This is a genomic window from uncultured Cedecea sp., from assembly GCF_947498825.1.
Classification (GTDB): Bacteria; Pseudomonadota; Gammaproteobacteria; order Enterobacterales; family Enterobacteriaceae; genus JGM124.
In genome coordinates this window covers 1-26,472 of record NZ_CANMLV010000028.1, presented here as the reverse complement: position 1 = coordinate 26,472, position 26,472 = coordinate 1, and the positions used below count along the sequence as shown (strand labels likewise).

Sequence of the window (26,472 nt, the reverse complement as noted above, 5' to 3'; positions counted from 1 at the left end):
AATGTATTTCCCGAATATCCACAGATATCAACACCATCAGCAAAGTCAGAATACTGAGGATTAGAGCTATATGATAAGCGACAGCATAGAGAGGTATTCTGTATGATGTTATCTAATCAATAGAAACGCCAAAAGTACTATTTTAGTCTGATGGGCGTTTCTGTCAGGATAAATCCGTACTCATTGCCCCTTATATCACCTGTTGCCAGCAATACTTAGGGCGAATTTTATGCGAGCAGTTGTACTGCACTTTTACGGTGCTACGATGCATTACGTAAATTACGTGCTGCTGTAACCATGTTTTCAAGTGCTTGCCGGGTTTCCACCCAACCACGTGTTTTCAAACCACAGTCAGGATTAACCCATAAACGTTCAGATGGAACACGTGCTGCGGCTTTTTGCAGTAGCGTCTCAATCCACCCAACATCTGGCACATTAGGTGAGTGAATATCATAAACACCCGGTCCGATTTCATTGGGATATTCGAATGCCTCAAACGACTCAAGCAGCTCCATATCCGAGCGAGAGGTTTCAATGGTAATCACATCGGCATCCAGTGCAGCAATCGACGGCATAATGTCGTTAAACTCGCAGTAACACATATGGGTATGGATCTGCGTGTCATCCCGAACGACCGCGGCATTCAACCGGAAAGCTTCTACGGCCCAGTTAAGATAGGCCTGCCAGTCTGACTGACGCAACGGTAATCCTTCCCGCAGAGCGGGCTCATCAATCTGAATGATACCAATACCTGCTGCTTCTAAATCCGCCACTTCATCTCGTAATGCCAGGGCAATTTGTTTGGCAATCGTCTCGCGGGAGATATCTTCACGCGGGAAGGACCAACACAGGATAGTGACCGGGCCAGTCAGCATGCCTTTTACCGGTTTATCGGTCAGAGATTGCGCATATTGAGCCCACTCAACCGTGATAGGTTTGGGCCGACTGATATCACCAATCACAATCGGGGGCTTAACACAACGCGAACCGTAGCTCTGTACCCAACCATTCTGAGTAAACACAAAACCATCCAGATGTTCGCCGAAATATTCCACCATATCGTTACGTTCGGCTTCTCCGTGAACGAAAACATCTAAACCAAGCCGTTCCTGTTCAGCAATAGCTTGCTTAATATGTTCAGCGATACCAGTGCGGTAATGATTACTGTCCAGATTGCCTCTCTTAAAGTCCAGACGCAGACCGCGAATCTCGGTGGTTTGTGGGAAGGAGCCAATAGTGGTCGTTGGCCATGCAGGTAGATTAAAACGCTGCCGCTGGGCTGCGGCACGGAGGATATAGGTATTATCGCGCTGGCTATCTTTAGCGGTAATGTTTGCCAGTCGCTGTGCAACCTCAGCATTATGCACACGAGTAGAGTGACGCCGAGCTTGGATCGGTGCACTCCATTCAGCAATTATGGTTGTCTCATTACTGTTCAGCGCTTGGGTTAGCAGTGCCAGTTCGGTACATTTTTGCAATGCAAAAGCAAACCAACTTTTCACCTCGCTATCCAGCCGTGTTTCCACACTGAGGTCAATTGGGCTGTGTAGTAACGAACAGGAGGAGGCGACCCATAACGAACGCTTACCTACTATTTCTTTTAACTGCTGATATTTTTCACTCAGGTCAGTTCGCCATACATTACGACCATTGATAACCCCGGCGGAGAGCACCCAGTCAGCAGGCAACTGCTGATGAATATGGTTGATATCATCACTCCCCTGTACGAAATCAACGTGCAGGCCCTGTACCGGCAGTGCTTTGATAGTATTGATATTAGGCGTCACACCTTCAAAGTAGGTGGTTAGCAGTACTTTAACCTGGCCGCTCAAGGCATCATAGGCAGGCTGATAAGCGGCCAGCCATTCTGCTGGCAATTCAAGAACCAAGGCGGGTTCATCAATCTGTACCCATTCAATGCCACGTTCACTCAACGCAGCTAACACTTGCTGATATACAGGCAGAATATCTTTCAGCAGGCTGAGACGGTCAAATTGCTCACCTTTCACCTTACCCAACCACAGATAAGTCACCGGGCCCAGTAGGACCGGTTTCACGTTATGGCCCAACGCCAACGCCTCGTCTACCTCATCCAGCAATTGAGTCCAGGTCAGTTTAAATTTCTGCCCCAGACTGAATTCCGGCACCATATAGTGGTAGTTGGTATTAAACCATTTCGTCATTTCCGCAGCGGCGGCAGGTTCCCCCGTAGGTGCACGACCACGACCGATGCGGAACAGAGTATCGATATCTACGTTGCCGTCCAGGTTCTGATGACGCTGAGGGATATTGCCGAGTAACAGGCTGGTGGTCAGAACATGGTCATACCAGGCGAAATCGCCCACAGGCACTAATTCTATCCCCGCTTGTTTTTGCTGTTCCCAGTGACGGGAACGCAGTTCGCGCCCCGTAGCCAAAAGAGCCTCACGAGAAAGGTTACCCGCCCAGTAGCTTTCCTGTGCTTTTTTCAGTTCGCGGCGAAGGCCGACACGTGGAAACCCGAGAGTATGATTATGGATAGTCATGCTATTGCCTCATTTAAATTAGGTATCCGGCTGAATCTCTACTTCGGGCAAGGGCATGGCCACTTGTTTCCCTTGAACTGACTCAAATGAATAATCAGTCGGTAAATACAGCCTGTCGTTTTCTCTTTTCAAAAACATTTAGACGTCCAGATGTTTACACATCTATAATCCGCAGGTACTGTGTATTCCTCAAGCGCAATTTGTTCATGGCGAAATGAAGGATTTTCATGATAGAAATAAAACATCTGCGAACCCTGCAGGCCTTGCGCAGTCACGGTTCTCTTGCCGCTGCGGCTGCAGCATTGCATCAAACTCAATCAGCGCTCTCTCATCAGTTCAGTGACTTAGAGCAGCGACTTGGGTTTCGCTTGTTTGTCCGGAAAAGCCAGCCATTGCGCTTCACACCACAAGGTGAAATTTTGCTGCAATTAGCTCAGCAGGTGCTGCCACAAATCGCTCATGCTCTACAAACCTGTAATGAGCCGCATCAGAGCAGACTGCGTATCGCTATTGAATGTCATAGCTGTATTCAATGGCTGACACCCGCGCTGGAAAGTTTTCGTCAGGACTGGCCTCAAGTAGAGATGGATTTTAAATCGGGTGTCACCTTCGATCCGCAGCCCGGGCTGCAGCAAGGTGAACTGGATATTGTTCTGACATCTGAAATTTTACCGCGCAGCGAACTGCACTATTCGCCGATGTTTGATTTTGAAGTGCGCCTGGTACTGGCTCCTCAGCATCTTCTGGCAGGTAAAGCACGGATCGAGCCAGAAGATTTAAGCGATGAAACGGTACTGATCTATCCTGTTCAGCGTCAGCGCCTTGATATATGGCGTAACTTTTTGCAACCCGCAGGTATCAGTCCGGTATTCAAAAGTGTCGATAATACTTTGCTATTGATTCAGATGGTGTCGGCTAATATGGGCATTGCAGCCCTGCCACACTGGGTGGTGGAAAGTTTTGAACGTCAGGGATTGCTGGTAACGAAACCACTGGGTGACGGATTATGGAGCCGGCTGTACGCTGCAGTCCGCGATGGAGAACAACGTCAGCCGGTAACAGAGGCATTTATTCGTTCAACGCGTCAGCACGCTTGCGATCGTCTGCCTTTTGTTCGCAGCGCGGAGCGACCCAGCGCTGATTTACCCACAGCGAGACCAGTATCACTGAGCCACCAATAATAAAACTCGGCCAGTGCGGCTGTGTCTGCCAGATAGCCAGATTAACCAACAATCCCGCGGGGATCAGGGCATTGTTCATAATCCCCAAAGTACCCGCATCCACTTGGGTAGCACCGTAATTCCAGAGAAAATACCCCAGCCCGGAAGCGCCGACTCCCAGCCAGACGAGAATACTCCACTGCAGTGTTGTAGTGGGTAATTTCGCAGGATTTCCCAGCATAAACCATGCGATAGCGACAATGATAAACGCTCCAAGGTAGAACCAAGAGAAAGCGCTGTGTTGTGGCATCGGGTGGAGTTCCATCAACCGCTTATAGCCCACCATACCGACAGCGAAACAGATATTCGCCCCCTGTATTAATAGTAACCCGGTCCAGAAATTGTCGCTGACTTGAGAGTAGCGGATAATCGCCGCGCCGATGACCGCCAGCAGGGTACTAAAGGCATAACCCCAGCGCAGCCTGGTTCCGCGTAGCAGGTCATAAGTCAGCGTGATATATAACGGCGTCATCACAGTAAACAGTAAGAATTCAGGCACAGTCAGATAGAGATAGGCCCGGAAGCTAAGCAGATACATCACGCCGAGCTGAAGTGCACCCAGCACCATATACAGCAGGAGCACTTTCGGGCTATAGCCTTTGAAACGCAGGAAAGGCAAAAATACCAAGGCAGCAAGTCCGACACGAATCAGTACTGAGAAGTAACTGTCAACTTGTCCGGCAAGGTATTCACCGATAAGACTAAACGAAAAAGCCCAGAGCAGGGTCGCAATAATGAGCAATGGCACAGTCAGTTATCCGTAAAGAAAGGGCTGTGCCATTGTAACCAGAATGAAAGCCCTGGGTTTTATTATTTTGTTTACCAATGACTGTACTATTGAATTAATCTGCCTGCAGGTACAGTTTGCGTAAGTAATGTGGAACAGCATTATCAGCATTGCTACCAATCACTTCCAGGTGTGGGAGCTTATCTTTCAGACGTTGATGCGCATTCATCATAATACAGCCTTTCCCGGCCATACTGAGCATTTCGGCATCATTCATCCCATCGCCAAACGCAATGCAGTCTGACAGCTGATAGCCCATGGCTTTGGCGACTTCCTCAAGGGCGTGTCCTTTTGAAACGCCACCCTGCATAACTTCAAGGCATGTCAGGGTAGAAAAACTGACGTTCACTCTGTCGCCCCAAATTTCATTGATTTCCTGTTCCAGCACCAGTAGTTCTTCGTGGCTTGCCCCCGTAAAGTACACTTTGCTGACATTGTCATCAGGCAACGTGGCGGGATCGTTAAACAGGGTGTAAACAAATTTAGCTTCTTTAAAATATTCAAGATCTTCAGGGCGGTGGCGGTTGGTAAACCAGTCATCATCGCAATAGACGTTCGTTACAATCGTCGGACGATCGGCAACTATCTTAAACAAACTACGGGCGATATCGGGGGCCAGATTATGGGAGATAATCAGGTTATTATCAGGATCGTGAACCCGTGCTCCGTTAGAGGTTATCATGTACGACTTAATCCCAAGATTGTCACGGATCTGCCCGACATCGATATAGTGACGCCCAGTGGCAAAAACGAAATGGATATCTTCAGCAGTGAGCAGTTTTAAGGTCTCTTTTGCGTATGCAGAAAGAAAATGGTCAGGTGACAGCAACGTGCCGTCTAAATCAGAAGCAACTACATGATACATAGAATGGGTGAACCTCAGTCTGTAAACAGGAATTAGTGATGTCGCTCGAAAAAAGCAAGAATGGCATGTAATGCCTTGGCGCGCATATCGTCCTTTTCAAACAGGATCTCATGATACGCACCCTCAATGACGTAAGGTATTTCCCCCTCACAAGGGTAGCCCGCCGCAGCCCTCAACTGGCAGAAACGAAGATGCGCCCGATTATCCACCACACGTTCTTCTTCTGCCTGTAATAAAAAAGTCGGCGTCGTGATGGCAGTTGCTCCTGCCAGCACCTTCTCTCCCGCGATTATCCCTTCACGCACCCAATGAAAAGTGGGTCCTCCCATCTGCAATGCTGGCTCGTCAGCATAGAAGCGTAGATTTCTGCGATAGCGTGCTTCACTGTGGGTCAGCACATTCATCTGAAAAGGCAGTGCTCGCCAGCGTCCCGTCCCTAACGCATATTTTTCCCGTACCCGGGGATACTCTTCAGCCCAGTCAAGGATATGCCGAACGATCCATTCAGGCCATCGTACAATAATGCCAAACATAGGAGCACACAGAGCGACTGCATTAAAAGCATCAGAGTTATTCTCAAGCCAAAGAGCAGCAATAGCACCGCCCATTGAATGGGCCAGTAAATAGCGTTTCTGCCACTTCCCAGGCACCAGCTCATGCTGATAGAACAGATTAAAATCTTCAACATAATCGGTAAAGTTAACAACATGACCACGGTGTGAATCAGAAAGTAAACGTCCTGAACGTCCCTGGCCACGGTGATCGATGATTAAAACATCATAGCCACTATGGAATAAGTCATAAGCCAGTTCTGCATATTTGACATAACTTTCTATTCTGCCGGGGCAAACCACCACCACTCGCTGATGCTCTGGCGAACAAAAACGGACATAACGTACTCGAACCTGATCAACTCCGGTAAACTCGCACTCCTCACGCTTTCGCCAAAATGCGGTCAGTGGACCGGCCGCGAAAGAGGTAAATGCTTGTTCACGTTGTAACCATTCATTTTTCTGCGAAGACATAAGAACTCACACCGCCTGGCAGCTGTTTTTGAAGTAGATAGCGTCCGTTTCTACAATAGCGTATTGTGACATAAAAGTCCGTTTTCAGGGAACATCGGTATGACCTTTGAGTGGTGGTTAACCTATCTTATAACCACAATAATATTAAGCCTTTCACCCGGTTCTGGCGCGATTAATACCATGACCACCGCGATTAGCCACGGATATCGTAAGACTTTCTCGTCTATTGCCGGTCTGCAGGCAGGTCTGGCTATTCATATCATTCTGGTCGGTGTCGGGCTGGGAACCCTGTTCTCTCGCTCAGTACTGGCCTTCGAAATTCTTAAGTGGGCGGGGGCGGCCTACTTAATTTGGTTAGGTATTCAGCAATGGCGTGCTGCTGGTTCAATTGATCTTAAAACACAGGGTAAAAGCCAGCCTGGCAGCAAATTATTTAAGCGCGCGGTACTGGTAAATCTGACGAATCCTAAAAGTATTGTCTTTCTTGCCGCATTGTTTCCACAGTTTATCAATCCGACACAGCCTCAGGTGATGCAGTATCTGCTACTTGGTGTCACTACCGTAGTGGTCGATATCATTGTGATGATCGGTTACGCTACGCTGGCAACACGTATTGCCATCTGGATAAAAGAACCGCATCAAGTGAAGGCGCTGAATCGGGTATTTGGTTCGCTGTTTGTGCTGGTTGCAGCGCTGCTTGCCAGTGCACGTCATGCTTAATGGCAGGAATGTCTGGAGACGAGGGTAAGATTTGAGTGTTTATCTCTTACCCTTCTCTTAGTCCTCTTCAATACCATCAAGATGCCGGCGAATCAGCGCCATAAAGGGTTGTCCGAAACGTTCTAGCTTTCGGCTTCCTATGCCATTAATTCCTAACATTGAAGAGGCTGAAATCGGCATCTGCTCTGACATTTCAACCAGAGTGGCATCGTTGAAGACGACATAAGGTGGAATGTTTTCCTCATCCGCAATCGACTTACGTAGCTTACGCAACTTGGCAAACAGCTTACGATCATAATTGCCACCTAAGGTTTTCTGACTGGAGCGAGCTTTCAAAACCACGATACGAGGAACAGCCAGCATCAAGGGTATTTCACCACGTAAATAGGGTCTGGCAGCTTCGGTCAGTTGTAGTGCTGAATGCTGGGCAATATTTTGTGTCACGACACCCAGATGAATCAACTGACGGATCACACTCACCCAGTGTTCGGTGGTTTGGTTACGTCCTTCACCATAGATTTTCAGTTTGTCATGGCCGAAGTCACGGATACGCTGATTATTAGCGCCACGCAGCACTTCAACGATATATCCCATACCAAAACGCTGACCAACGCGATAAATACAGGACAGGGCTTTTTGAGCCTCTACCAGACCATCATAGCGCCTCGGTGGATCCAGGCAGATATCACAGTTTCCACAGGCTTGTTGTCGCCCTTCACCGAAGTAGTTCAGTAACACCAGACGGCGACAGGTTTGGGCTTCGGCAAAGGCACCCATAGCATTCAGTTTATGACGCTCAATATCCTGCAACTGACCTACAGGTTTCTCATCCAGACACTTTCTCAGCCAGGCCATATCTGCCGGATCGTAAAACAGCATTGCTTCTGCAGGCAGGCCGTCACGACCTGCTCGCCCTGTTTCCTGATAATAAGACTCGATATTACGCGGAATATCGAAATGGGTGACAAAACGAACGTTAGGCTTATTAATGCCCATACCAAATGCTACGGTTGCCACGACAACTTGCAGGTCGTCACGCTGAAATTTTTCCTGCACTTCACTACGTAATTGGTGCTCCAGCCCCGCATGATAGGCACCTGCGCTAATACCTTTACTTTGCAAACGCGCAGCAATGTCTTCTACTTTAGCCCGGCTATTACAGTAGATAATACCCGGCTTACCGCTTTGCTGCTGGATATAACGCATCAGCTGATCGAGAGGTTTAAACTTCTCCATCAGCATGTAACGAATATTAGGCCTGTCAAAACTGCTGATTTGAATTAATGGGTTTTGTAGACCCAGCAGACGAACAATATCAAGCCGAGTTGTCTCATCTGCCGTTGCGGTTAAAGCAATAAAAGGGACATCCGGAAGATGCTGGCGTAACTGCCCCAGCGCGGCATATTCCGGACGGAAGTCGTGCCCCCACTGAGAAATACAATGTGCTTCGTCAACTGCCACCATCGCGAGTTGCCAGCGGCTGAGATGGTCAATAAAGTTATCCATCATCAGACGTTCAGGAGCGATATACAGTAAGCGAATATTGCCGGTACGGCAGCCGGTCATCACCTCAATCTGTTGCTCACGTGTTTGGGTCGAGTTCAGGCAAGCCGCAGACACACCATTCGCCAATAGCTGATCGACTTGATCTTTCATCAACGATATCAACGGCGAGACCACAACGGTTAAGCCATCTAAAACCAGCGCCGGTATTTGATAACACAGCGATTTACCACCACCAGTAGGCATGACCACTAAGCAATCGCGTCCTTCCAGCACCGTATTAATAATGGTTTCTTGGCCCGGTCGGAATTGCTGGTAGCCAAAGGTTTCCTGCAAAACCTGCTTCGCCAGCGACGCCTGATCGATTACATCCGCCTGTGTCACAATATCCTCGTGTACAAAAAAGCTGGCACGGTTTTCAGCGGTGCTGATAAAACGGCAATGCCTCAAAAGGGGGTAAGCATAACGCCTACAGGAATCAGTGTCTGGTTAAAATTTTCATTGGCAGGTAATTCATCGCAAATTACTCACTGTTATCTGCCTGCTGCAGCACAACGGATTGGTTGATTTTCTTATCATCAATAGTGCTTACCGCGACAAAAATGCCAGCAATAATTGACAAACCAAAAACAAACAATTATTTAACAATGGTTTTTGTTAAAGGAATAAACCATGTCGCAGATAATCTTGACCAACGAGGATGTCCTTAAGTTGGTGGGTGATATTTTTGTTTACCAGATGCCATTTAACCGTGCTTTGGGTCTTGAACTCGAATGCTACGAAAAAGATTTTGCTCAGTTAAGTTTTAATAATCAACCCATGATGGTCGGAAACTGGGCACAAAGTATTTTACACGGCGGGGTTATTGCTTCTGCCCTCGATGTTGCCGCCGGGTTAGTTTGCGTCGGCAGTACTCTCACCCGCCATGAAACCATTACTGAAGAGGCGCTACGCCAGCGACTTTCTAAAATGGGGACCATTGATTTACGCGTCGATTACTTACGTCCGGGCCGTGGGGAGCGCTTTACCGCCACCAGCAAATTGTTACGCGCCGGCAATAAAGTTGCGGTTGCCCGGGTTGAGCTTCATAACCAGGACCAGGTTTATATCGCCAGTGCCACCGCAACCTATATGGTAGGTTAACAGACCAGAGATGAGTAATTTGTTAATAGGTTTTACAGAGATAAAGCATGTTACTATTACCAGCCTATTTATAGTTCGTTAACGAGTTTCCATGAATTCTACAGAGACCCGCAAGGGTGTATTGCTGGCGCTTTTTGCTTGTCTTATCTGGGGGCTGGCTCCGGTTTACTTCAAATTTATTCAGCAGGTTCCGGCCCTTGAGATCCTGACTCATCGTGTCGTCTGGTCATTCTTTTTTATGGTCATTCTCCTGAGCCTTTACCGTTTATGGCCGGCAGTGAAACAGGTTTGTCGGCATCCCAAAAAAATTCTTGCTCTCGCGCTAACGGCCTCTTTAATCGGTTCTAACTGGTTGCTTTATATCTGGGCGGTCAATAACAATCACTTACTTGAAGCCAGTCTGGGATATTTTATTAATCCACTGGTCAGTGTACTACTGGGGATCATTTTTCTCGGTGAACGTTTCAGGGTGATGCAGTGGGCTGCACTATTGCTAGCTATGACGGGTGTTCTGGTTCAGCTCTGGACTTTTGGTTCACTGCCGATTATTGCTCTGGGCCTTGCATTTAGTTTCTCTTTTTACAGTTTGCTGCGTAAAAAAATTGGTGTCGATGCTCAGGCTGGGATGCTGATAGAAACCCTATGGCTGCTTCCTGTCGCCTCTATTTATCTGTTTGCTATCGCTGATAGCCCTACCAGCGATATGACCGCAAATAGCTGGTTACTGAACCTGTTACTGATATTTGCAGGGGTGATTACCACTGTACCGTTGCTCTGTTTCACCGCAGCAGCAAATCGCCTGCGTCTCTCAACGCTCGGTTTCTTTCTCTACAGTGGTCCGATTCTGATATTTTTGCTGGCTACCCTGCTATATGGCGAAGTGGTTACCCAAGATAAACTGGTAACATTTGGGTTTATCTGGGTTGCGCTGATACTGTTTATTACCGATGCTATCTATACTCAGCGTCGGGCGCGGAAAGCGCTTAAAGCTCAACTGAGTTAGCGGGTCTGGATAGCAATCCTGGCATGCCTCTGTCAGCAACAGGGGCGTCGGATTATCCAGCGGACTGACAGTTCTCTGTGATAAATATGTTTCTGCAGCAGCGTCAGGGCGGCCATACGTCGGTGCTCCATGACCTCTTCGTCAGGTATGACCGTAATATCAACCAGGGGAGAATGACCTCTGAATAGTTAATAATAAATTTCAATTATTTCATCATTAACTTAAAGTTCTGACCGATAAGCCAGAACTTTGTCATTATTTTTATAACCAGTTACGCCGTTTAAAGTAAAGATAAGGCGCCAGTCCCGCCAACATCATCAGGATAATCGCTGAGGGATAACCAAAGCTCCAGGTCAGTTCCGGCATAAATTCAAAGTTCATACCATAGCTGGATGCCACCAGCGTCGGTGGCAGGAAGACAACCGACACCACGGAAAAGATCTTAATGATGCGGTTTTGCTCAATACTGATAAATCCCATTGCTGCCTGCATCAGGAAGTTCACCTTTTGGAACAGAGATTCGTTATGGGGGAGCAGAGACTCGATATCTCGTAAAATTTCTCGAGCCTGTTCCAGCTGGCTAACTGGTAAGCGCGCTTTGCGTAACAGAAAGTTCAGCGCTCGCTGGGTATCCATCAAACACAGGCGGACTTTCCAGCCGATATCTTCTTGTTCGGCCAAAGTTGAAAGCGCCGCATCATACTCAGCGCCTTGGCGGCCTTCCATGATGACACGGCTTAGCTTCTCCAGGTCGCTATAGATATTTTCTATTTCATCAGCCAGTTGTTCAATTTTGGTTTCAAACAGATCAAGTAACAGTTCAAAAGGATTTCCATCCACCATTGACTGTTTACGGGCACGCATACGATAGAGACGAAAAGCGGGCAGCTCACGTTCACGTAAGGTATATAGCCGACCTTCACGAATAGTAAAAGCGACGGTGCTGTTACCCGCATGGTCTTCAGCGTCTTCAAAAAAGAAAAAGGAGTGAATGTGCAGACCATCTTCATCTTCAAAGAAACGGGCTGAGGATTCGATATCTTCAAGCTCTGGTCGAGTCGCCAGGCTCTGGCCAAGCTCTAGCTGAACGCGATCTCGCTCGCTCTCTTCCGGTTCAACCAAATCAACCCAGAGTGAATCGGACAGGTTCTCATTTTCATCCAGTTCAATACGACACAGGCGATTCTCTTCCAGTTGAAATGCGCTTAGCATGACCGTGACTCCCAATACAAAAAATATCAGGGACAGTTCACTTGGCACACATTTAGAAACCACAGAGGGTTCAGACCATTCAACAATCTGACTCAAATGGAAAAGATATCACTGACAACCACAAAGGTTATCAGTATCAGAGGATAGCCTTAGAAGTTGAACCTTGATGGCAGGTCATTGAGCCAGTATCTACTGGGTGTGTCCAAGGTGAGTATCCCGTTAGCGTAATAATGCCCGCATGTTACGCGAGCAAAAATAAAGCGTCAACAGACAGTATGATACCGCTCAAGAGCACTATCATACTGCTGTCATCAAGATATGATATCAATAATAATGATATTATTTATCTGATGGTTAGACAGTTTCCAGTCTGGCATAAGCCGCTACCAGCCACTTGATCCCCTGCCCTGGAAAAGCAATTTGAACTCGGCTATGTTCACCGCTCCCTTCAAGATTAACCACTGTCCCCTCACCAAACTTAGGATGACGCACACGCTGGCCAAGGCTAAAACCTGAATCATTACTGGAAATAGGGGTACCCATACGTTGATGGCTAACCGGACGGCTGACACTCGCCCGTAACCGCACTTCTTCAACGCAATGTTCTGGCAACTCACCGATAAATCGTGAAGGTCGATGATAGACTTCTTTACCGTATAAGCGCCGCGTTTCGGCATAGGTAAGGGTCAGTTTTTGCATTGCCCTGGTCACACCTACGTAAGCCAGGCGGCGCTCTTCTTCCAGCCTGCCACCTTCATCCAATGACATTTGGCTCGGGAACATGCCCTCTTCTATACCAACGATAAACACTTGTGGGAACTCAAGCCCTTTTGCTGAATGCAGGGTCATCAGTTGAACCGCATCCTGCCAGGTATCAGCCTGACCTTCCCCGGCTTCTAGCGCCGCATGGGAAAGAAACGCCTGTAATGGCATCAGATCTTGATCTTCATCCTGATAGCTAAATTGCCGGGTTGCGGTGACCAGCTCCTCGAGGTTTTCAACTCGGGTCTGACCTTTTTCACCTTTTTCCTGCTCATACATCATAAACAGGCCGGAATCTTTAATCACTTTGTCAGTTTGAACATGCAAAGGCATCTCAGCCGTTTCGTGGGCTAAAGCATCAATCAGTTCAATAAAACGCTGGAGTGCTGAAGCAGCACGCCCTGCGAGAGCCTTCTCCTGAAGCAACGCTCTTGAGGCTTGCCACATCGTAAGCTGTCGGTCTCTGGCCGTTTGCCGCACCACATCAAGCGTGCGATCGCCAATGCCACGAGGAGGCGTATTCACGACACGCTCAAATCCTGCATCATCGTTGCGATTCGCCATTAAACGCAGGTAAGAGAGCGCATCTTTAATTTCCTGACGCTCAAAGAAGCGCATTCCACCGTAAATACGGTAGGGCATAGCCGCCTGGAGTAACGCCTCTTCCAGCACGCGAGACTGGGCATTACTGCGATAGAGAATGGCGCATTTCTCCAGTGCTCCCCCTTGCTCTTGCCAGGTTTTAATGCGGTTAACCACAAAACGCGCTTCGTCCAGTTCATTGAACGCGCAGTACAGCGAAATCGGCTCACCTTCACCACCTTCGGTCCAGAGTTCTTTACCCAAACGACCGGCATTATTAGCAATCAGAGCGTTAGCTGCACTTAAGATGGTATTGGTAGAACGGTAGTTTTGCTCCAGCCGGATAGTCTGGGCACCAGGAAAATCATTCAGGAAGCGCTGAATATTTTCAACCTGCGCACCGCGCCAGCCATAAATCGACTGGTCGTCATCGCCGACGATCATCACCTTACCGCTTTCACCTGCCAGCAAGCGGATCCACGCATACTGAATATTGTTGGTATCCTGGAATTCATCCACCAGGATATTGGTAAAGCGTTCGCGATAATGATTAAGGATATGTGGTTTATTGAGCCAGAGTTCATGGGCGCGAAGTAACAGTTCGGCGAAATCCACCAGCCCGGCTCTGTCACAAGCTTCCTGATAGCCCTGGTAGATTTTTAGCCAGGTTTGCTCAACCGGATTACCATAACTTTCGATATGCTGGGGACGTAAGCCCTCATCTTTTTTGCCGTTGATGTACCACATTGCCTGACGTGCCGGCCATTGCTTTTCATCAAGATTCATCGCCTTGATAAGCCGCTTAAGCAAACGAAGCTGATCTTCGCTATCGAGGATCTGGAAGTCCTGCGGTAATCGGGCATCCATATGGTGGGCACGTAGCAGTCGATGCGCCAGACCATGGAAGGTTCCGACCCACATTCCACCTTGGCTGGTGCCCATCAACTGGCCAATACGGTGACGCATCTCCGCCGCCGCTTTATTGGTAAAAGTCACCGCCATAATCGAATAAGGCGAGCACTGTTCCACGGTAATCAACCAGGCGATACGATGCACCAGAACCCGAGTCTTACCACTGCCAGCCCCGGCCAGGACCAGCATATTGCTGCGTGTTGCGGCAACTGCATCACGCTGTTTATCATTAAGGCCATCAAGCAAGTAAGAAACGTCCATGGGCACCGCCATTAAAGGGATTGTAAAAATTTAGCCAAGTCCGGCCGGTAAGTGTCGACAACAGATACTTATCAGCTTATTGCTGTCGAGTCTCAACCCCTGGTATTTTATACAGAGTTACGGTGATTATATCAGCGCACTCAAGGATGCCAACCGTGAAATTTCGAGATGAGGTAATAAACGGCTATCCTTTATCTGCATTAAGTCCCCACCACGAAGATTAATCCAGCATGCCTGCATACCGCTGGCTATCGCCCCACCGACATCCGTCGTCAGGTCGTCGCCTACATGCAGAATCTGCTCCAGCGGGAGATTTAACTTTTCTGCAGCCAATTGGTACATATCAGCGAAAGGTTTAGAGCGTCCGTCAGGACCGGCGCGCAAAATAAAGGTAAAATATTGATCGAGCCCGAACAGATGCGGCTCAGCATTACCATTGGTGATCGCAGCCAGGGGCCATTTTTCCGCAAGTTTTGCCAGGGTATCATGCGTTTCCTGCGGTATATCTATCCGGCTACGCCATTGCGCAAAGTTTGCCATCGCCCCGGTGGCACCCTCACTGGCTTGTGATGCCGTGAGTCCGATATCCAGCATTGCCAGCTCAATTGAGCGCCGCCGCCATTCCGTCACATCGTGATAAATTTCAGGGTCATCTTGCAACAATGCCTGGCGATAACGTTCAAAATCAGATTCGGTAAAATTATTCAGCCGACGGTGATAACCCTGCACAAATGCCATCAGTTCTTTGGTCGTCCGTTTGATGACTGGACGGTTATCATAAAGAGTATCGTCCAGATCAAAAGTCAGGGCAGATATCTGCTCCAGTGGGCGGTAAAAATGCATTATGATTTACCCCGTTTCGCACGTGGATGTGCGGAATCATAAATGGATGCCAAATGTTGAAAGTCGAGGTGAGTATAGATTTGTGTGGTCGAGAGATTGGCATGACCAAGTAGCTCCTGAACTGCACGCAGATCACCGCTAGATTCAAGCATATGAGTCGCAAAAGAGTGACGTAGTTTATGGGGATGAACATGGCTATTAAGCCCCTGTTTAATTCCCCATTCTGCAAAACGTTTTTGGACATTACGAGTAGATATTCGCTTACCAGTTTTTGCCAGGAATAAAGCGTCATCATCGGGCCCAAAAAGTTCACGCAGCAATAACCAGTGCTCAACCCAGCTCACCGCACTACGGCCAACGGGTATACGGCGTTCTTTACTACCCTTACCTGTGACCCAGGCATCACCCGTTGCAAGATCCAAATGACGGCAATCCATATTCACCAGCTCTGACAGACGCAGCCCGGCACCATACATTATTTCGAGCATCGCACGATCGCGCACCGCCAGCGGGTCGTTAATATCAATATTCAGTAACTGATTAACATCATCAACATCAATATTCTTCGGCAGTAATCTGCTGGTCTTCGGGGTAGAGATCCCTTTTGCCGGGTTTGCCAGCAACAGGCCCTGGCCTATCTGCCAGTCGAAGAAACTACGCAAAGCGGATAAACGCAATGCCAGACTTGACGCCTGTAAACCTGCCTTTCGGCTCCGTACCGCAATAGAACGCACCATCGCAGCGTCACACTGTTCCCAGCTTCTGAGTTTCATCTCGTCGGCCAGTTGTACAATTGCCGCTAACTGCCGCTGATAATTGAGACGGGTCAATGGGCTCAGTTGCCGCTCCACCTTCAGATAACGCAGAAAGTCTTCGACACTCTGTAGCAGTGGAGAAACGTCAGTCATAACCGCTCAACCCAACGCTCAAGTAACTCTGGTAGCATCAGTGCCAGTTCATCCAGCAAGCGGGTTCCCTGCCCTTGATAATAGTGCCTGGGGTCACGGCTACTAAAAATGATAACCCCCGCATCTCCCATCAGTGACAGCGCCACGGAACCCACAGCTTTAGCCTCAGGTAAAAGCAGCAATAATTCAGGACCATTTAGCGGCCCAAGGTAGTGCTGCTGTTCCCCTAATCTCTGAATACGTAAATGTTCAAATGACTGACGGCTGAGTCCTAAGTGAATAAAACCAGAGGGAGCACCAATACGCCAGCTATCAGTAAACAGGCGAATACTGGCACCTGCGAGGCCAATTTTTCGGGCCCAACGCTGTAACCTGTCCAGCATTTCTTGCAGGCTCGAGGCAGATGCCAAATTCCCCTGGAGTTGTAGCAAGCGACAAAAAAGGGCTTCATTGGCTTCAGCCTGGCTCAATAGCTGGCCAATATTCTCCTCAAGGCTTTTGATGTGGTTACGCTGGCGTGCCAGGTGCCACTCCACCAGTGAAACAGTGCCCCGAATCGGGTGCGGGACTTGCAACATTTCAACTTGCTGAGCATTACGCATAAAGAAATCGGGGTTACGCTGTAGATAGTCAACGATAGTTCTATCGTCTAATTCTGGCAGTACGCTTTGCTTTTCCCCAACCTCTTTCATAGATGTATAAATCCGTCATAAACATGTGTTGCAGGGCCAGTCATAAACAGCGGTGACCCCGGCCCTTTCCAGGCAATATCAAGACGCCCGCCGGGTAATTCCACGCGGACCTGATCAGCCAAAATACCCTGGAGAACCCCCACAGCCACTGCGCCACATGCGCCACTACCGCAAGCCTGAGTTTCCCCTGCACCGCGTTCATAAACGCGTAAGCGAATATGCTCCCGAGTGACGACTTGCATAAAACCAATGTTGGCACGTTCCGGGAAACGCTCATGACTTTCCATCACGGGCCCGAGGGTTTCAACTTCAGCAGTTTCCGTGTTATCAACCTGAATCACACAATGTGGGTTACCCATAGAAACGACACCACACATTACGGTTTGTTCTGCCGCACGCATGATATAGGTCTTTTCAGCTTTTACCGCCCGGAAAGGAACCTGGGAAGGCTCAAAATTTGGCTCCCCCATATTCACGCGTACCAGCTCGTCTTCTGTGACGCTCAGAACCATACGTCCGTTTGCAGTGCTGACATTGATTTCTCTTTTATTTGTCAGTCCTTTAAGACGAACAAAGCGGGCAAAACAGCGGGCACCGTTCCCGCATTGAGACACTTCGCTGCCATCAGCATTAAAGATCCGATAATGAAAATCAAGATCCGGATCGTAAGGCGGTTCAACAACCAGTAACTGATCGAAACCGACCCCCAAATGACGATCCGCTAAACGTCGGATCAATTCTGGTGAGAAATAGATATTCTGCGTTACCGCATCAACGACCATAAAATCGTTACCAAGGCCATGCATTTTAGAGAACTGCATTTTTTGCTCCATTATCGCAGTTACAAAGCACGATACATCCAAAACTATCCGGGTTACAGGTGGTCCGTCCCGACAGGCTTATTCAAGTAAGTGGTTCGGGTAAGTAAGCGCAACGCACCTGTATTTTGAAATAAGACAGCTATATTAGTAAACAACCTGTGTAGGTCCGTCCCCCGTCCCACGATCATTACGTGAAGGTGTCGCTTCAACCGGATCTTCTTTTGGTACGCTCTGTGTCGTTGGTGTTTGTTCTTTGTCCGCGGGTGGAAAATACAGGGGCCCTTTCAGGCCGCAGCCTGTTAGAGCGGCCAGCGTCGTTACGACAACCAGCGTGCAGAAAATTTTCTTCATTATGACGTTGCCTGTGATTCACAAATCTTGTGTCTATCATCGCAGGTGAAGTCTGAAAAGCAATACTATTGATTATCCGTTGTTGTCAAAAGTGCTCCACCTTTATCTGAAAAATGAAAATGTTCTCTCTTCAAATCAGCGGAAAATAGCGGATACTGTACTTTATAGAGGCAAAATAATTCGTCGTAGCAGCAACAATCAAGCAACAGGGAGTATGACGAGTATATACTGCCTTAAAACTCAAACAGGAAGCAGACATGAACGACAGTGAATTTCATCAACTGGCTGACGGCCTTTGGCTGACTATAGAAGAACGCCTTGATAACTGGGACGGCGATAGTGATATTGACTGTGAAATAAACGGCGGTGTATTGACACTCAGTTTTGAAAACGGCAGCAAGATCATCATTAATCGCCAGGAGCCATTCCATCAGGTATGGCTGGCGACAAAAAGTGGTGGATATCACTTTGATTTAAAAGGTGACTCTTGGATTTGCGATCGCAGCGGCGGTGAGTTCTGGCAGCTGCTGGAACAAGCCAGCTCAGAACAAGCAGGGGAAACTGTCAGCTTCGCTAATTAAGACTCATACTGCTGTTGAAGCTGAGGCTGCGCTGTATTGCCATTTTGAGAGTTCGGCGCAGCAGAGAGTGAAGTCATCGCCTGCGGACGAAAGGGCATCACCTGAACACGTCCGTCGACTTTCACAATCTGATAGAACTGCGGTAAGTTGAAATTGATAAAACTCGAACCGTAGGTAAAACGATCGTGAGAAGAAGAGTAAAAGCGACTGACATCACGAATGAGTTCTTCTTTACTGCCCTCACAATGGTGATAAACCTCAGCCCGGTTACTTTCATCAAGAATGTAGATATTAAAGCCCTGCTCTTCTTGGGTATCTTCAAAGAAAAATTGAATAATCCCTTCGCTGGCATAACCATCAACCACGGATGGCAATGTCACTTGATTCGTTTCGACCTGCATCGATAAGCCATGCAGTTTGTTATGCGAAATAGCACCGTAAAACTCAACCGCATTTTCGAGTTTCTGTACTGACACGTTTACACGCTCAAAGAACAGTCCCCATGTCTGACCAGCAACACGCAGGGCTTTAAAACGGCCCGGTTCCAGTCTGGTGCTGGAAAGACGGAATTCAATACACTCTGAGACCAGTTGCTGAACCCGGGTACGAATCAGTCCACGCAAATGCTGGCTGTAACAGAACACCTCAACGCAGTCTGGAGGAGAAGCATCCTGATGCATTTTCCCAAGAATCGTCTTCAGAGCTTCGATCATGGCCTGCTCACCATTGAAATGCAGCGTTCTGACTTCATTCCATGAGTTACGGTACAGTAGATCAATACTACCTATCAGGCACTGCTGCTCTTCACCAAAGCTGAAAACATCCAGCTTACGAAAATCAATATGTACCACTTGGTCGCGGAACGCCGCCGTCGGGTCATATTCCAGGTTAACGATAATCGCCAGATGACGGATTTCACATGGGCTGTAGAGCGCTTTTGGTGTCGGAGCTGGTAATCTCAGTGGGAAGCTATTGGATACGTCAGAAACCATTTCCTGCAGCTTCGGTAAATCACTTATTTTATTTCCCTTAATAAACAATTGGGTGCGTGAAGTCAGCAAGCCGTTAAAATAGGCCCATGCAATCAATTTATTAAGATAACGGTTATATTCCAGCGGTTGATGGCTCACAATGGAGTCCATATTCGGCGCCCGATTGTAAAGATACCAGCCAGAACGATTAGTACGGCCGGGTGGAACGTAGATAAACGTCAGATTCGGTTCACTCAAGTCTGGTGAGATTTGCGGGTTCACCAGGGTGACTTTACCCGGCAGTGCTTCAAATGCAGCATAGAGTTTACGTGTCAGAACGCCGATATCTTGAGGACTGGCAGAGACGCTCAGATTATTACGACGCGCGAAACGAATCAAATTGCGGTAACTCTGCATCATGGCATCAAGTAGCTCATTGTGTGCTTCGCGTACTTGATCGATTTTCCAGTTGGCCCGGTTGTCCAGCATCGCCAGACGTTCATTATCCCAACCCCAGCTTTTCACCAGCTGGCCAAGGATTTCACGACGCCAGCCAACACAGGCCCGTTCACGCGATAATTTTTCACACACTTTCAGATAAAAACAGCGACGAACTAAGTCAAGACGCGTCATATCATTAAGCTGCGTAAGATATTCCGTAACCCGATCCAGCATCATGCAATAGGGATCGAGCCCGAAAGAAACGATCTCGCCATCGTGTAGCCGCTGCTTAATGTCTTTGGCTAATAGTCTGGTATTCGGATATTCCCAGGAATAGGCTTCTAACAGCAGGGTTTTCATCACTGCTTTATAAGGAGAATCGATACTCTTGTATAACTGCCACAAACTGGCACCAAAGTACTCTTCTGCCGACAGAGAGCTCAGCCCCCCTAAGTCCAGCCATTCGTTTGGTGTCAGTACACCCTGAGCATAGAGCGTCATGACATATTCATCGTAATGCTCTTCTTCATTACAAGGCACCATACTCCAAAGAATACGTTTCCCTGCCATGCGTACTGCAGTGCGATAGAATTCATCCAACAGTAAAATATGCTGGGTCGAGCCACAGTCTTCGCCACCCAGACTACCGCTGGTGTTATGACGAAAACGGTTTTCATCGATCAGGAAGAAACTGACCTCAACCCCAAGTGAAGCGGCCCAGGTTTCCAGTAAATGACATTTTCTTTGTAGTAACTGGCGCTCTTCGTTATCCAGCCATGACTGATGACAGACCCAGATATCGAGATCAGAAGAGCAGCTCTGTCCAACAGAAGAAGTACTCCCCATAGAGTACAGCCCGGTCAGTGGCAGTTCACCTGATGGCGTCTCCGGTAACTGTAAACCGTACTGCAGTTCAAGACCGCTAAGATAGTGGCTCTGGGTTTCATCAGGCGTGTACAGGCAAACGCCGCGGGGAACATTACCTTCAAGGTAACCCGGCATCAGTGGGTGGTTATAATGTAACAATATTGGCAGTAAACTGTATACCTGCTGGAAAGCAGGGCCCATAGCAGCAAGTGCGCGATCTACGCGCAATTGGTTTATGGCATCCAGTCTCTGCTTTAGAGTCTCAATATAGAGGTACAAGACGCATCGCCTGATAGTTTCAGTATCACGAAAAAATCCGATTTCCGGTAATTTTTTTCTGCGCTATAAGTTGCCTGAAAAAAATTGCTGGAAACGTGATCAATTTAACACCTTGCCCGTTGACCGTAAAGCCAGATACGATATTAGAGGAATGATATCCCCACACATCTGCTTTATTTTTCCTGATTTCAGGTATCAGCCTTCCCTGGTCACCAAACCACCAACACTGACAGCCTTCCGTTAACAGTGGTAGGATGGTCAGTAGATGATAAATACGGTAACAAGCATGCTAGACAATATACTAAGAATTGCGACTCGCCAAAGCCCTCTTGCACTCTGGCAAGCACATTTTGTTAAGAAACAACTGGAACACTTTCATCCACAGCTCACTGTGGAGTTAGTCCCTATGGTTACTCGCGGTGATATTCTGCTGGATACCCCGTTGGCAAAAGTGGGTGGAAAAGGCTTATTTGTCAAAGAACTGGAACTTGCTCTCCTTGATGGGCGTGCCGATATCGCAGTGCACTCCCTGAAGGATGTACCGGTTGCTTTTCCTGAAGGCCTTGGTCTGGTGACTATCTGTGAGCGTGATGATCCCAGAGATGCTTTTGTATCCAACCACTATGACAATCTGGAGGCACTGCCAGCAGGGAGTATCGTCGGCACCTCCAGTTTACGCAGACAGTGTCAGCTAGCTGAACGGCGTCCTGATCTGATTATTCGTTCACTCCGAGGCAACCTGGGCACGCGACTGGGCAAACTGGATAACGGCGAATACGATGCCATTATTCTTGCTGTTGCAGGATTGAATCGCCTTGAGATGCAAGCACGTATTCGTTATGCATTGCCGCCAGAGGTATCATTACCTGCAGTAGGTCAGGGTGCGGTAGGTATCGAATGTCGACTGGATGATACCCATACTCAGGCCCTACTTGCCCCCCTGAATCACACTGAAACGGCGATCAGAGTCAGTGCTGAACGCGCGATGAATATTCGCCTGGAAGGCGGATGCCAAGTTCCGATCGGTAGCTATTCTGAATTAAATAATGGCGAACTCTGGTTACGCGCGCTGGTCGGCACACCTGATGGTCTGATGATGATTCGCGGTGAACGTCGCGGCAAACCAGAAGATGCGATATCTATCGGAGTATCTCTGGCCGAAGAGTTACTGGCAAAGGGAGCGCGGGAGATCCTTGCTGAAGTGTACAATGGAGAAGCACCTGCGTGACTATTCTCGTCACTCGCCCTTCCCCTACAGGGGAAGAGTTAGTCGCCCGTCTGCTCGCACTGGGGAAAATGGCGTACAGTTTTCCGTTAATCGAGTTTACGCCAGGCCGACAATTAGCGCAGTTGCCAGGCCAGTTAGCGGCATTACCGGCAGACTCTCTGGTTTTTGTCCTGTCGCAGAACGTTGTACATTTTGCTAACCCGCTGTTACGCCAAAACGGTATTAACTGGCCAAAAGAACACTCTTGGTTTGCTATTGGGCGCACAACCGCACTGACTTTACATGCAGTCAGTCATTTAACGATTCACTATCCTCAAGGCAAGGAAACCAGTGAGGTACTGCTACAATTGCCAGAGTTACAGCAGATTGAGGGTAAACAAGCGCTCATTTTGCGTGGTAATGGTGGTCGGGAGTTATTAGGGGAGACACTGCAAGAACGCGGTGCAAAAGTCACTTTTTGTGAATGTTATCAACGCAATGAAATAAATTATAACCCATTGGAAGAGGCCTGGCGGTGGTATGAACGCCAGATATCAATCATTGTTGTCACCAGCGGTGAAATGCTGCAACAACTCTATACACTGATCCCAGTCTGGTATCGTGAAAATTGGCTACTTCAATGCCAGTTACTGGTGGTAAGTGAACGACTGGCAAGCCTTGCCAGACATCTGGGTTGGCATAATATTCTGGTCGCTGATAACGCGGATAATGACGCGCTATTACGCGCGCTACAATTAACCTAAAAATACGGGACGCCACAATGACGGAACAACAGAACAACTCCGACACTGCTGCCGAAGAAATTAAATCAGCGGTAGAGACCACGCAATCGTCTGAATCCACGGCAAAAAATAGCCGCACAGGTAGTGTAGGAATTGCTCTCGGGGCTATCGCTATTGTTATTGCCTTAGCGGTAGCAGGCGGGGTTTATCACTACAGCGGTTCTCAGCTTTCTTCACAAACTGCTGCTAATACAGCGCTGACCAATCAACTGCAGTTATTGCAAGAGCAACAAACTGCACAACAACGCGAATTTAGTGCTCAGTTAGCGCAGCAAACCGCTGCCTTGCAAGATTCATTAAAACAACAGGCTATTTTGACTCAGCAGCTCGAGACAGTTCAGGAGAAAGTCGCCAGTTTTTCAGGGAACGATGCTAAAGCCTGGCTGCTTTCTCAAGCCGATTTTCTGGTCAAACTTGCTGGTCGTAAGCTTTGGAGCGATCAGGATGTCACTACCGCTGCTGCATTACTGAAAACCGCGGATGCCAGCCTGAGCGATATGAACGATCCGAGTATCATCCCGGTTCGTCGTGCCCTGACTGATGATATTACTACACTTGCAAAAATCTCTCAGGTTGATTACGACGGTATTATTCTCAAGCTGAACCAGCTATCTAATAATATCGATAACTTGAGACTGTCAGATAACTATAGTGATGGTTCTCCGATGGATTCAGACGGGACTGAACTCTCTGGCAGCCTCGCTGAATGGCGACAGAATCTACTCAAGAGCTGGAACAGCTTTATGGATAGTTTCATTACCATACGCCGTCGGGATGAAACGGCTATTCCGCTACTCGCACCTAATCAGGATATCTACTTACGGGAAAATATACGTTCCCAGTTACTGGTTGCCGCTCAGGCAGTGCCTCGTCACCAGCAAGAGATCTATAAACAGTCGCTGGAAACCGTTTCAACTTGGGTTCGTGCTTATTACGATACCGATGATGCTTCAACCAAAACCTTCCTGGATGAGCTGGATAACTTAATTGACCAGAATATCAATATGGATGTTCCTGAAGCTCTGCAAAGTCAGGCCCTGTTAGAAAAATTGGTCCAAACTCGGGTACGTAGCCTGTTTGCCCAATCCACGACAGCACCAACAGATGAAGCACCTCAGTCGAACACAACAGCGACAACCGCAGAGCCCGAAGACAAACCTGAAACCGTAGTAGAGGCAAAACCTGAATCTACTCCAGAGCCGAGTAAGGGAGAATAATAATGATTAAAGTCTTGTTATTATTCCTGGTACTGATTGCCGGAATTATCCTTGGCCCTATGCTGGCTGGTCATCAAGGTTATGTACTGATCCGCACAGACAACTACGATATCAACACCAGTGTAACCGGATTGGCGATTATCTATATTTTGTCAGTCATCGCGTTGTTTGTGGTTGCATCATTACTGCGACGTATCTTTCGTACCGGAGCCCACACTCGCGGTTGGTTTATGGGGCGCAAGCGTCGCCGCGCCAGCAAACAGACCAAAGCTGCACTGCTAAAACTGGCTGAAGGCGATCACGGTCAGGTTGAAAAACTGATGAGCCGCCATGCAGATCATGCTGAACAGCCGATGGTTAATTACCTGATAGCAGCCGAAGCCGCACAACAACGCGGAGACGAAATTCGCGCTAACCAGCATCTGGAGCGAGCTGCAGAACTCGCGGAAAGCGATGATCAGTTACCCGTTGAAATCACTCGTGTTCGTTTACAACTTGCACGTAACGAAAATCATGCTGCACGCCATGGCATCGACAAACTGCTTGAGATAGCGCCACGCCATCCTGAAGTATTGCGCCTGGCAGAACAGGCCTACCTGCGTACCAACGCCTGGGGCTCTTTACTGGATATTCTGCCCGCGATGGAGAAAGTCAGAATTGCTGACGAGGCCCATATCACTGCACTCCAGCAGCAGGCCTGGATAGGTCTGATGGATCAGGCGATGGCAGACCAGGGTAATGATGGTTTAAAAGCGTGGTGGCGTAGCCAGAGCCGTAAAACTCGCCAGCAAACGGTACTGCAAGTCGCTATGGCTGAACATTTGATTGAATGTGATGACAGTGATGCCGCCCAGGATATCGTTCTTGAAGGGCTTAAACGTCAGTATGACGATAGTTTGGTGATACTGATGCCTCGCCTCAAATCAGGCGAACCTGAAAAGCTGGAAAAAACATTACGCCAACTGTTGAAAGCAAACGGCAACAGACCCCTTATTCATAGCACTCTGGGTCAGCTACTGATGCAACGGGGTGAATGGCAACAGGCATCTGATGCCTTCCGTGAAGCGCTGAAGCAACGCCCTGATGCTTTCGATTATGCCTGGCTTGCCGACTCACTCGACAGGTTGCACCAGCCTGAAGAGGCCGCATTGATGCGACGTGAAGGATTATTGCTGACACTGAAAAATAATCCCGGTATCTGATTCCGGAACTCTCTAAAAGGCGACTACTATGTCGCCTTTTTTCTGTCTGCTGGCTTTCAGAATTCGACCTCACCCTGCTCGGTATAAAAAAAAACACCTGCCCAAAAGGGCAGGTGCTAAAACAGGTCGATTTGACAACTGATTGATGCTTCACTCAACGTTGTGCCCATGATGTTGGATGAGACCCTGAGGGCGACATCTACCGGTGGACAATAAGCATCATAATTTTGGCTCTGCGTCATTCCTGGGTTTATGAGGCCGAAGCGAACATAACAAGTGGAATGAGCATCTACACAGATAGTATTGCACAATACATGCCAGAATTTCTCTTTGCTTGTATTTATTGATAACCAAACACTGATCAAGATGTTAAATGAGATTTTAAACGCCTCTCTTTCACTCCTTTCCCTTTTGAATAATCAAAAACTGTCGCTCAGTAGAGACAAAAAAATGATAAATATTAAAAATCAATATTTATCAGTAGATTAAAAGTCTCCATATAGAGACACCCTGCACTGCTGCTTGTCGCATTCTGGATACAGATACAATAAACCTTGAATATCAGCGGGATCTGAGTCAGCGGCTGATAATGAATACGTCCGAGAAATACAGGTCAGTCAGGCAGATAATGGCAGGAAGATTTTTCAGGGGAAATAAAAAGCAAAAACCCCGCCAAAGCGGGGTTTTCCAGGATGTGGTCGGCGAGAGAGGATTCGAACCTCCGACCCACTGGTCCCAAACCAGTTGCGCTACCAAGCTGCGCTACTCG

Annotated in this window: 23 protein-coding genes and 1 pseudogene; 9 read left to right on the top strand and 15 right to left on the bottom strand. The window is 48.1% G+C overall.

The genetic code is table 11. From position 1 onward, the window contains the following. Positions 1–260: 260 nt before the first annotated feature. On the bottom strand, positions 261–2,525 hold the full coding sequence (gene metE, locus Q1A40_RS20565) for a 5-methyltetrahydropteroyltriglutamate--homocysteine S-methyltransferase (RefSeq protein ID WP_300004720.1): 2,265 nt from the start codon (positions 2,523–2,525) through the stop codon (positions 261–263). 227 nt (positions 2,526–2,752) lie between these two features. On the opposite strand from metE, the gene metR reads away from it, so the two are divergent. Next, a complete protein-coding gene (gene metR, locus Q1A40_RS20560; RefSeq protein WP_300004717.1) occupies positions 2,753–3,706 on the top strand; it encodes an HTH-type transcriptional regulator MetR in 954 nt (317 codons plus the stop codon). Here the strand turns inward: metR and Q1A40_RS20555 are convergent. From Q1A40_RS20555 to pldB, 3 genes are all read right to left on the bottom strand, one after another. Next, positions 3,594–4,493, bottom strand: a complete 900-nt coding sequence (locus Q1A40_RS20555; RefSeq protein ID WP_300004712.1) for a carboxylate/amino acid/amine transporter — start codon at positions 4,491–4,493, stop codon at positions 3,594–3,596. The two genes, metR and Q1A40_RS20555, sit on opposite strands and share 113 nt — an antisense overlap. A gap of 94 nt (positions 4,494–4,587) precedes the next feature. Next, a complete protein-coding gene (yigL, locus tag Q1A40_RS20550) occupies positions 4,588–5,397 on the bottom strand; it encodes a sugar/pyridoxal phosphate phosphatase YigL (protein WP_300004709.1) in 810 nt (269 codons plus the stop codon). Positions 5,398–5,429: 32 nt separating this feature from the next. Continuing rightward, positions 5,430–6,422, bottom strand: coding sequence for a lysophospholipase L2 (gene pldB / locus Q1A40_RS20545; RefSeq protein ID WP_300004706.1), 993 nt, complete (start codon positions 6,420–6,422; stop codon positions 5,430–5,432). 99 nt (positions 6,423–6,521) lie between these two features. Between pldB and rhtB the strand changes: the two genes are divergently transcribed. Further along, positions 6,522–7,142: a homoserine/homoserine lactone efflux protein gene (gene rhtB, locus Q1A40_RS20540; RefSeq protein ID WP_300004704.1), complete on the top strand. Its 621-nt coding sequence runs from the start codon at positions 6,522–6,524 to the stop codon at positions 7,140–7,142. Positions 7,143–7,199: 57 nt separating this feature from the next. On the opposite strand, the gene recQ is transcribed toward rhtB, so the two are convergent. Beyond that, the gene (gene recQ / locus Q1A40_RS20535) at positions 7,200–9,029 is read right to left on the bottom strand and encodes an ATP-dependent DNA helicase RecQ (protein WP_300004701.1); all 1,830 of its coding nucleotides are present in this window, start codon (positions 9,027–9,029) and stop codon (positions 7,200–7,202) included. A 288-nt stretch (positions 9,030–9,317) separates the two neighbouring features. Between recQ and yigI the strand changes: the two genes are divergently transcribed. Together yigI and rarD are read left to right on the top strand one after the other, a co-directional pair. Then, positions 9,318–9,788, top strand: a complete 471-nt coding sequence (gene yigI, locus Q1A40_RS20530) for an acyl-CoA thioesterase YigI (RefSeq protein WP_300004699.1) — start codon at positions 9,318–9,320, stop codon at positions 9,786–9,788. A gap of 91 nt (positions 9,789–9,879) precedes the next feature. Continuing rightward, complete coding sequence (gene rarD, locus Q1A40_RS20525) at positions 9,880–10,791, top strand: EamA family transporter RarD (RefSeq protein ID WP_300004697.1); 912 nt, start codon at positions 9,880–9,882, stop codon at positions 10,789–10,791. 65 nt (positions 10,792–10,856) lie between these two features. Here rarD and Q1A40_RS20520 read toward each other — a convergent pair. From Q1A40_RS20520 to Q1A40_RS20485, 9 genes and pseudogenes are all read right to left on the bottom strand, one after another. After that, a pseudogene (locus Q1A40_RS20520) lies at positions 10,857–10,961 on the bottom strand (Rpn family recombination-promoting nuclease/putative transposase); the annotation flags it as partial. A 91-nt stretch (positions 10,962–11,052) separates the two neighbouring features. After that, positions 11,053–12,003, bottom strand: a complete 951-nt coding sequence (gene corA, locus Q1A40_RS20515) for a magnesium/cobalt transporter CorA (RefSeq protein ID WP_300004695.1) — start codon at positions 12,001–12,003, stop codon at positions 11,053–11,055. Between the two features lie 149 nt (positions 12,004–12,152). After that, a complete protein-coding gene (gene ysgD / locus Q1A40_RS23230; RefSeq protein WP_367275773.1) occupies positions 12,153–12,209 on the bottom strand; it encodes a YsgD/CorL family protein in 57 nt (18 codons plus the stop codon). Between the two features lie 148 nt (positions 12,210–12,357). Then, positions 12,358–14,520: a DNA helicase II gene (gene uvrD, locus Q1A40_RS20510; protein WP_300004692.1), complete on the bottom strand. Its 2,163-nt coding sequence runs from the start codon at positions 14,518–14,520 to the stop codon at positions 12,358–12,360. A gap of 126 nt (positions 14,521–14,646) precedes the next feature. Continuing rightward, entirely contained in the window at positions 14,647–15,363 is a 717-nt protein-coding gene (yigB, locus tag Q1A40_RS20505) for a 5-amino-6-(5-phospho-D-ribitylamino)uracil phosphatase YigB (protein WP_300004690.1), read from the bottom strand. Then, a complete protein-coding gene (gene xerC, locus Q1A40_RS20500; protein WP_300004686.1) occupies positions 15,363–16,271 on the bottom strand; it encodes a tyrosine recombinase XerC in 909 nt (302 codons plus the stop codon). The genes yigB and xerC overlap by 1 nt, the downstream gene beginning before the upstream one ends. Beyond that, positions 16,268–16,963, bottom strand: a complete 696-nt coding sequence (locus tag Q1A40_RS20495; RefSeq protein ID WP_300004683.1) for a DUF484 domain-containing protein — start codon at positions 16,961–16,963, stop codon at positions 16,268–16,270. Before Q1A40_RS20495 ends, xerC begins: the two co-directional genes overlap by 4 nt. Next, on the bottom strand, positions 16,960–17,784 hold the full coding sequence (dapF, locus tag Q1A40_RS20490; protein WP_300004680.1) for a diaminopimelate epimerase: 825 nt from the start codon (positions 17,782–17,784) through the stop codon (positions 16,960–16,962). Before dapF ends, Q1A40_RS20495 begins: the two co-directional genes overlap by 4 nt. Positions 17,785–17,928: 144 nt before the next feature. Beyond that, positions 17,929–18,135 (bottom strand): lipoprotein, encoded by a 207-nt coding sequence (locus Q1A40_RS20485; protein ID WP_300004677.1) that lies wholly within the window; start codon positions 18,133–18,135, stop codon positions 17,929–17,931. Positions 18,136–18,392: 257 nt separating this feature from the next. Between Q1A40_RS20485 and cyaY the strand changes: the two genes are divergently transcribed. Further along, positions 18,393–18,716 (top strand): iron donor protein CyaY, encoded by a 324-nt coding sequence (gene cyaY, locus Q1A40_RS20480; RefSeq protein ID WP_300004674.1) that lies wholly within the window; start codon positions 18,393–18,395, stop codon positions 18,714–18,716. On the opposite strand, the gene cyaA is transcribed toward cyaY, so the two are convergent. Next, positions 18,713–21,274 carry a class I adenylate cyclase gene (cyaA, locus tag Q1A40_RS20475; RefSeq protein WP_300004671.1) on the bottom strand — a complete coding sequence of 854 codons (2,562 nt, stop codon included), beginning with the start codon at positions 21,272–21,274 and terminating at the stop codon, positions 18,713–18,715. The two genes, cyaY and cyaA, sit on opposite strands and share 4 nt — an antisense overlap. A 286-nt stretch (positions 21,275–21,560) precedes the next feature. Between cyaA and hemC the strand changes: the two genes are divergently transcribed. Genes hemC through hemY form a run of 4 tightly spaced genes read left to right on the top strand, consistent with a single transcriptional unit; the run spans position 21,561 to position 25,703 of the window. Beyond that, positions 21,561–22,502: a hydroxymethylbilane synthase gene (hemC, locus tag Q1A40_RS20470; RefSeq protein WP_300004668.1), complete on the top strand. Its 942-nt coding sequence runs from the start codon at positions 21,561–21,563 to the stop codon at positions 22,500–22,502. Beyond that, positions 22,499–23,245 (top strand): uroporphyrinogen-III synthase, encoded by a 747-nt coding sequence (gene hemD, locus Q1A40_RS20465; RefSeq protein ID WP_300004665.1) that lies wholly within the window; start codon positions 22,499–22,501, stop codon positions 23,243–23,245. Before hemC ends, hemD begins: the two co-directional genes overlap by 4 nt. A 17-nt stretch (positions 23,246–23,262) precedes the next feature. Beyond that, positions 23,263–24,501, top strand: coding sequence for a uroporphyrinogen-III C-methyltransferase (hemX, locus tag Q1A40_RS20460; RefSeq protein ID WP_300004662.1), 1,239 nt, complete (start codon positions 23,263–23,265; stop codon positions 24,499–24,501). A gap of 2 nt (positions 24,502–24,503) precedes the next feature. Continuing rightward, the gene (hemY, locus tag Q1A40_RS20455; RefSeq protein WP_300004660.1) at positions 24,504–25,703 is read left to right on the top strand and encodes a protoheme IX biogenesis protein HemY; all 1,200 of its coding nucleotides are present in this window, start codon (positions 24,504–24,506) and stop codon (positions 25,701–25,703) included. Positions 25,704–26,472: the final 769 nt, after the last annotated feature.

Coding starts and splice junctions, on each gene's coding strand:
- yigB (WP_300004690.1), bottom strand. CDS start 15,363: ATGCATTTTTACCGCCCACTGGAGCAGATATCTGCCCTGACTTTTGAT.
- rarD (WP_300004697.1), top strand. CDS start 9,880: ATGAATTCTACAGAGACCCGCAAGGGTGTATTGCTGGCGCTTTTTGCT.
- Q1A40_RS20485 (WP_300004677.1), bottom strand. CDS start 18,135: ATGAAGAAAATTTTCTGCACGCTGGTTGTCGTAACGACGCTGGCCGCT.
- dapF (WP_300004680.1), bottom strand. CDS start 17,784: ATGCAGTTCTCTAAAATGCATGGCCTTGGTAACGATTTTATGGTCGTT.
- yigL (WP_300004709.1), bottom strand. CDS start 5,397: ATGTATCATGTAGTTGCTTCTGATTTAGACGGCACGTTGCTGTCACCT.
- uvrD (WP_300004692.1), bottom strand. CDS start 14,520: ATGGACGTTTCTTACTTGCTTGATGGCCTTAATGATAAACAGCGTGAT.
- hemX (WP_300004662.1), top strand. CDS start 23,263: ATGACGGAACAACAGAACAACTCCGACACTGCTGCCGAAGAAATTAAA.
- Q1A40_RS20495 (WP_300004683.1), bottom strand. CDS start 16,963: ATGAAAGAGGTTGGGGAAAAGCAAAGCGTACTGCCAGAATTAGACGAT.
- hemC (WP_300004668.1), top strand. CDS start 21,561: ATGCTAGACAATATACTAAGAATTGCGACTCGCCAAAGCCCTCTTGCA.
- cyaY (WP_300004674.1), top strand. CDS start 18,393: ATGAACGACAGTGAATTTCATCAACTGGCTGACGGCCTTTGGCTGACT.
- xerC (WP_300004686.1), bottom strand. CDS start 16,271: ATGACTGACGTTTCTCCACTGCTACAGAGTGTCGAAGACTTTCTGCGT.
- yigI (WP_300004699.1), top strand. CDS start 9,318: ATGTCGCAGATAATCTTGACCAACGAGGATGTCCTTAAGTTGGTGGGT.
- corA (WP_300004695.1), bottom strand. CDS start 12,003: ATGCTAAGCGCATTTCAACTGGAAGAGAATCGCCTGTGTCGTATTGAA.
- hemY (WP_300004660.1), top strand. CDS start 24,504: ATGATTAAAGTCTTGTTATTATTCCTGGTACTGATTGCCGGAATTATC.
- pldB (WP_300004706.1), bottom strand. CDS start 6,422: ATGTCTTCGCAGAAAAATGAATGGTTACAACGTGAACAAGCATTTACC.
- metR (WP_300004717.1), top strand. CDS start 2,753: ATGATAGAAATAAAACATCTGCGAACCCTGCAGGCCTTGCGCAGTCAC.
- metE (WP_300004720.1), bottom strand. CDS start 2,525: ATGACTATCCATAATCATACTCTCGGGTTTCCACGTGTCGGCCTTCGC.
- rhtB (WP_300004704.1), top strand. CDS start 6,522: ATGACCTTTGAGTGGTGGTTAACCTATCTTATAACCACAATAATATTA.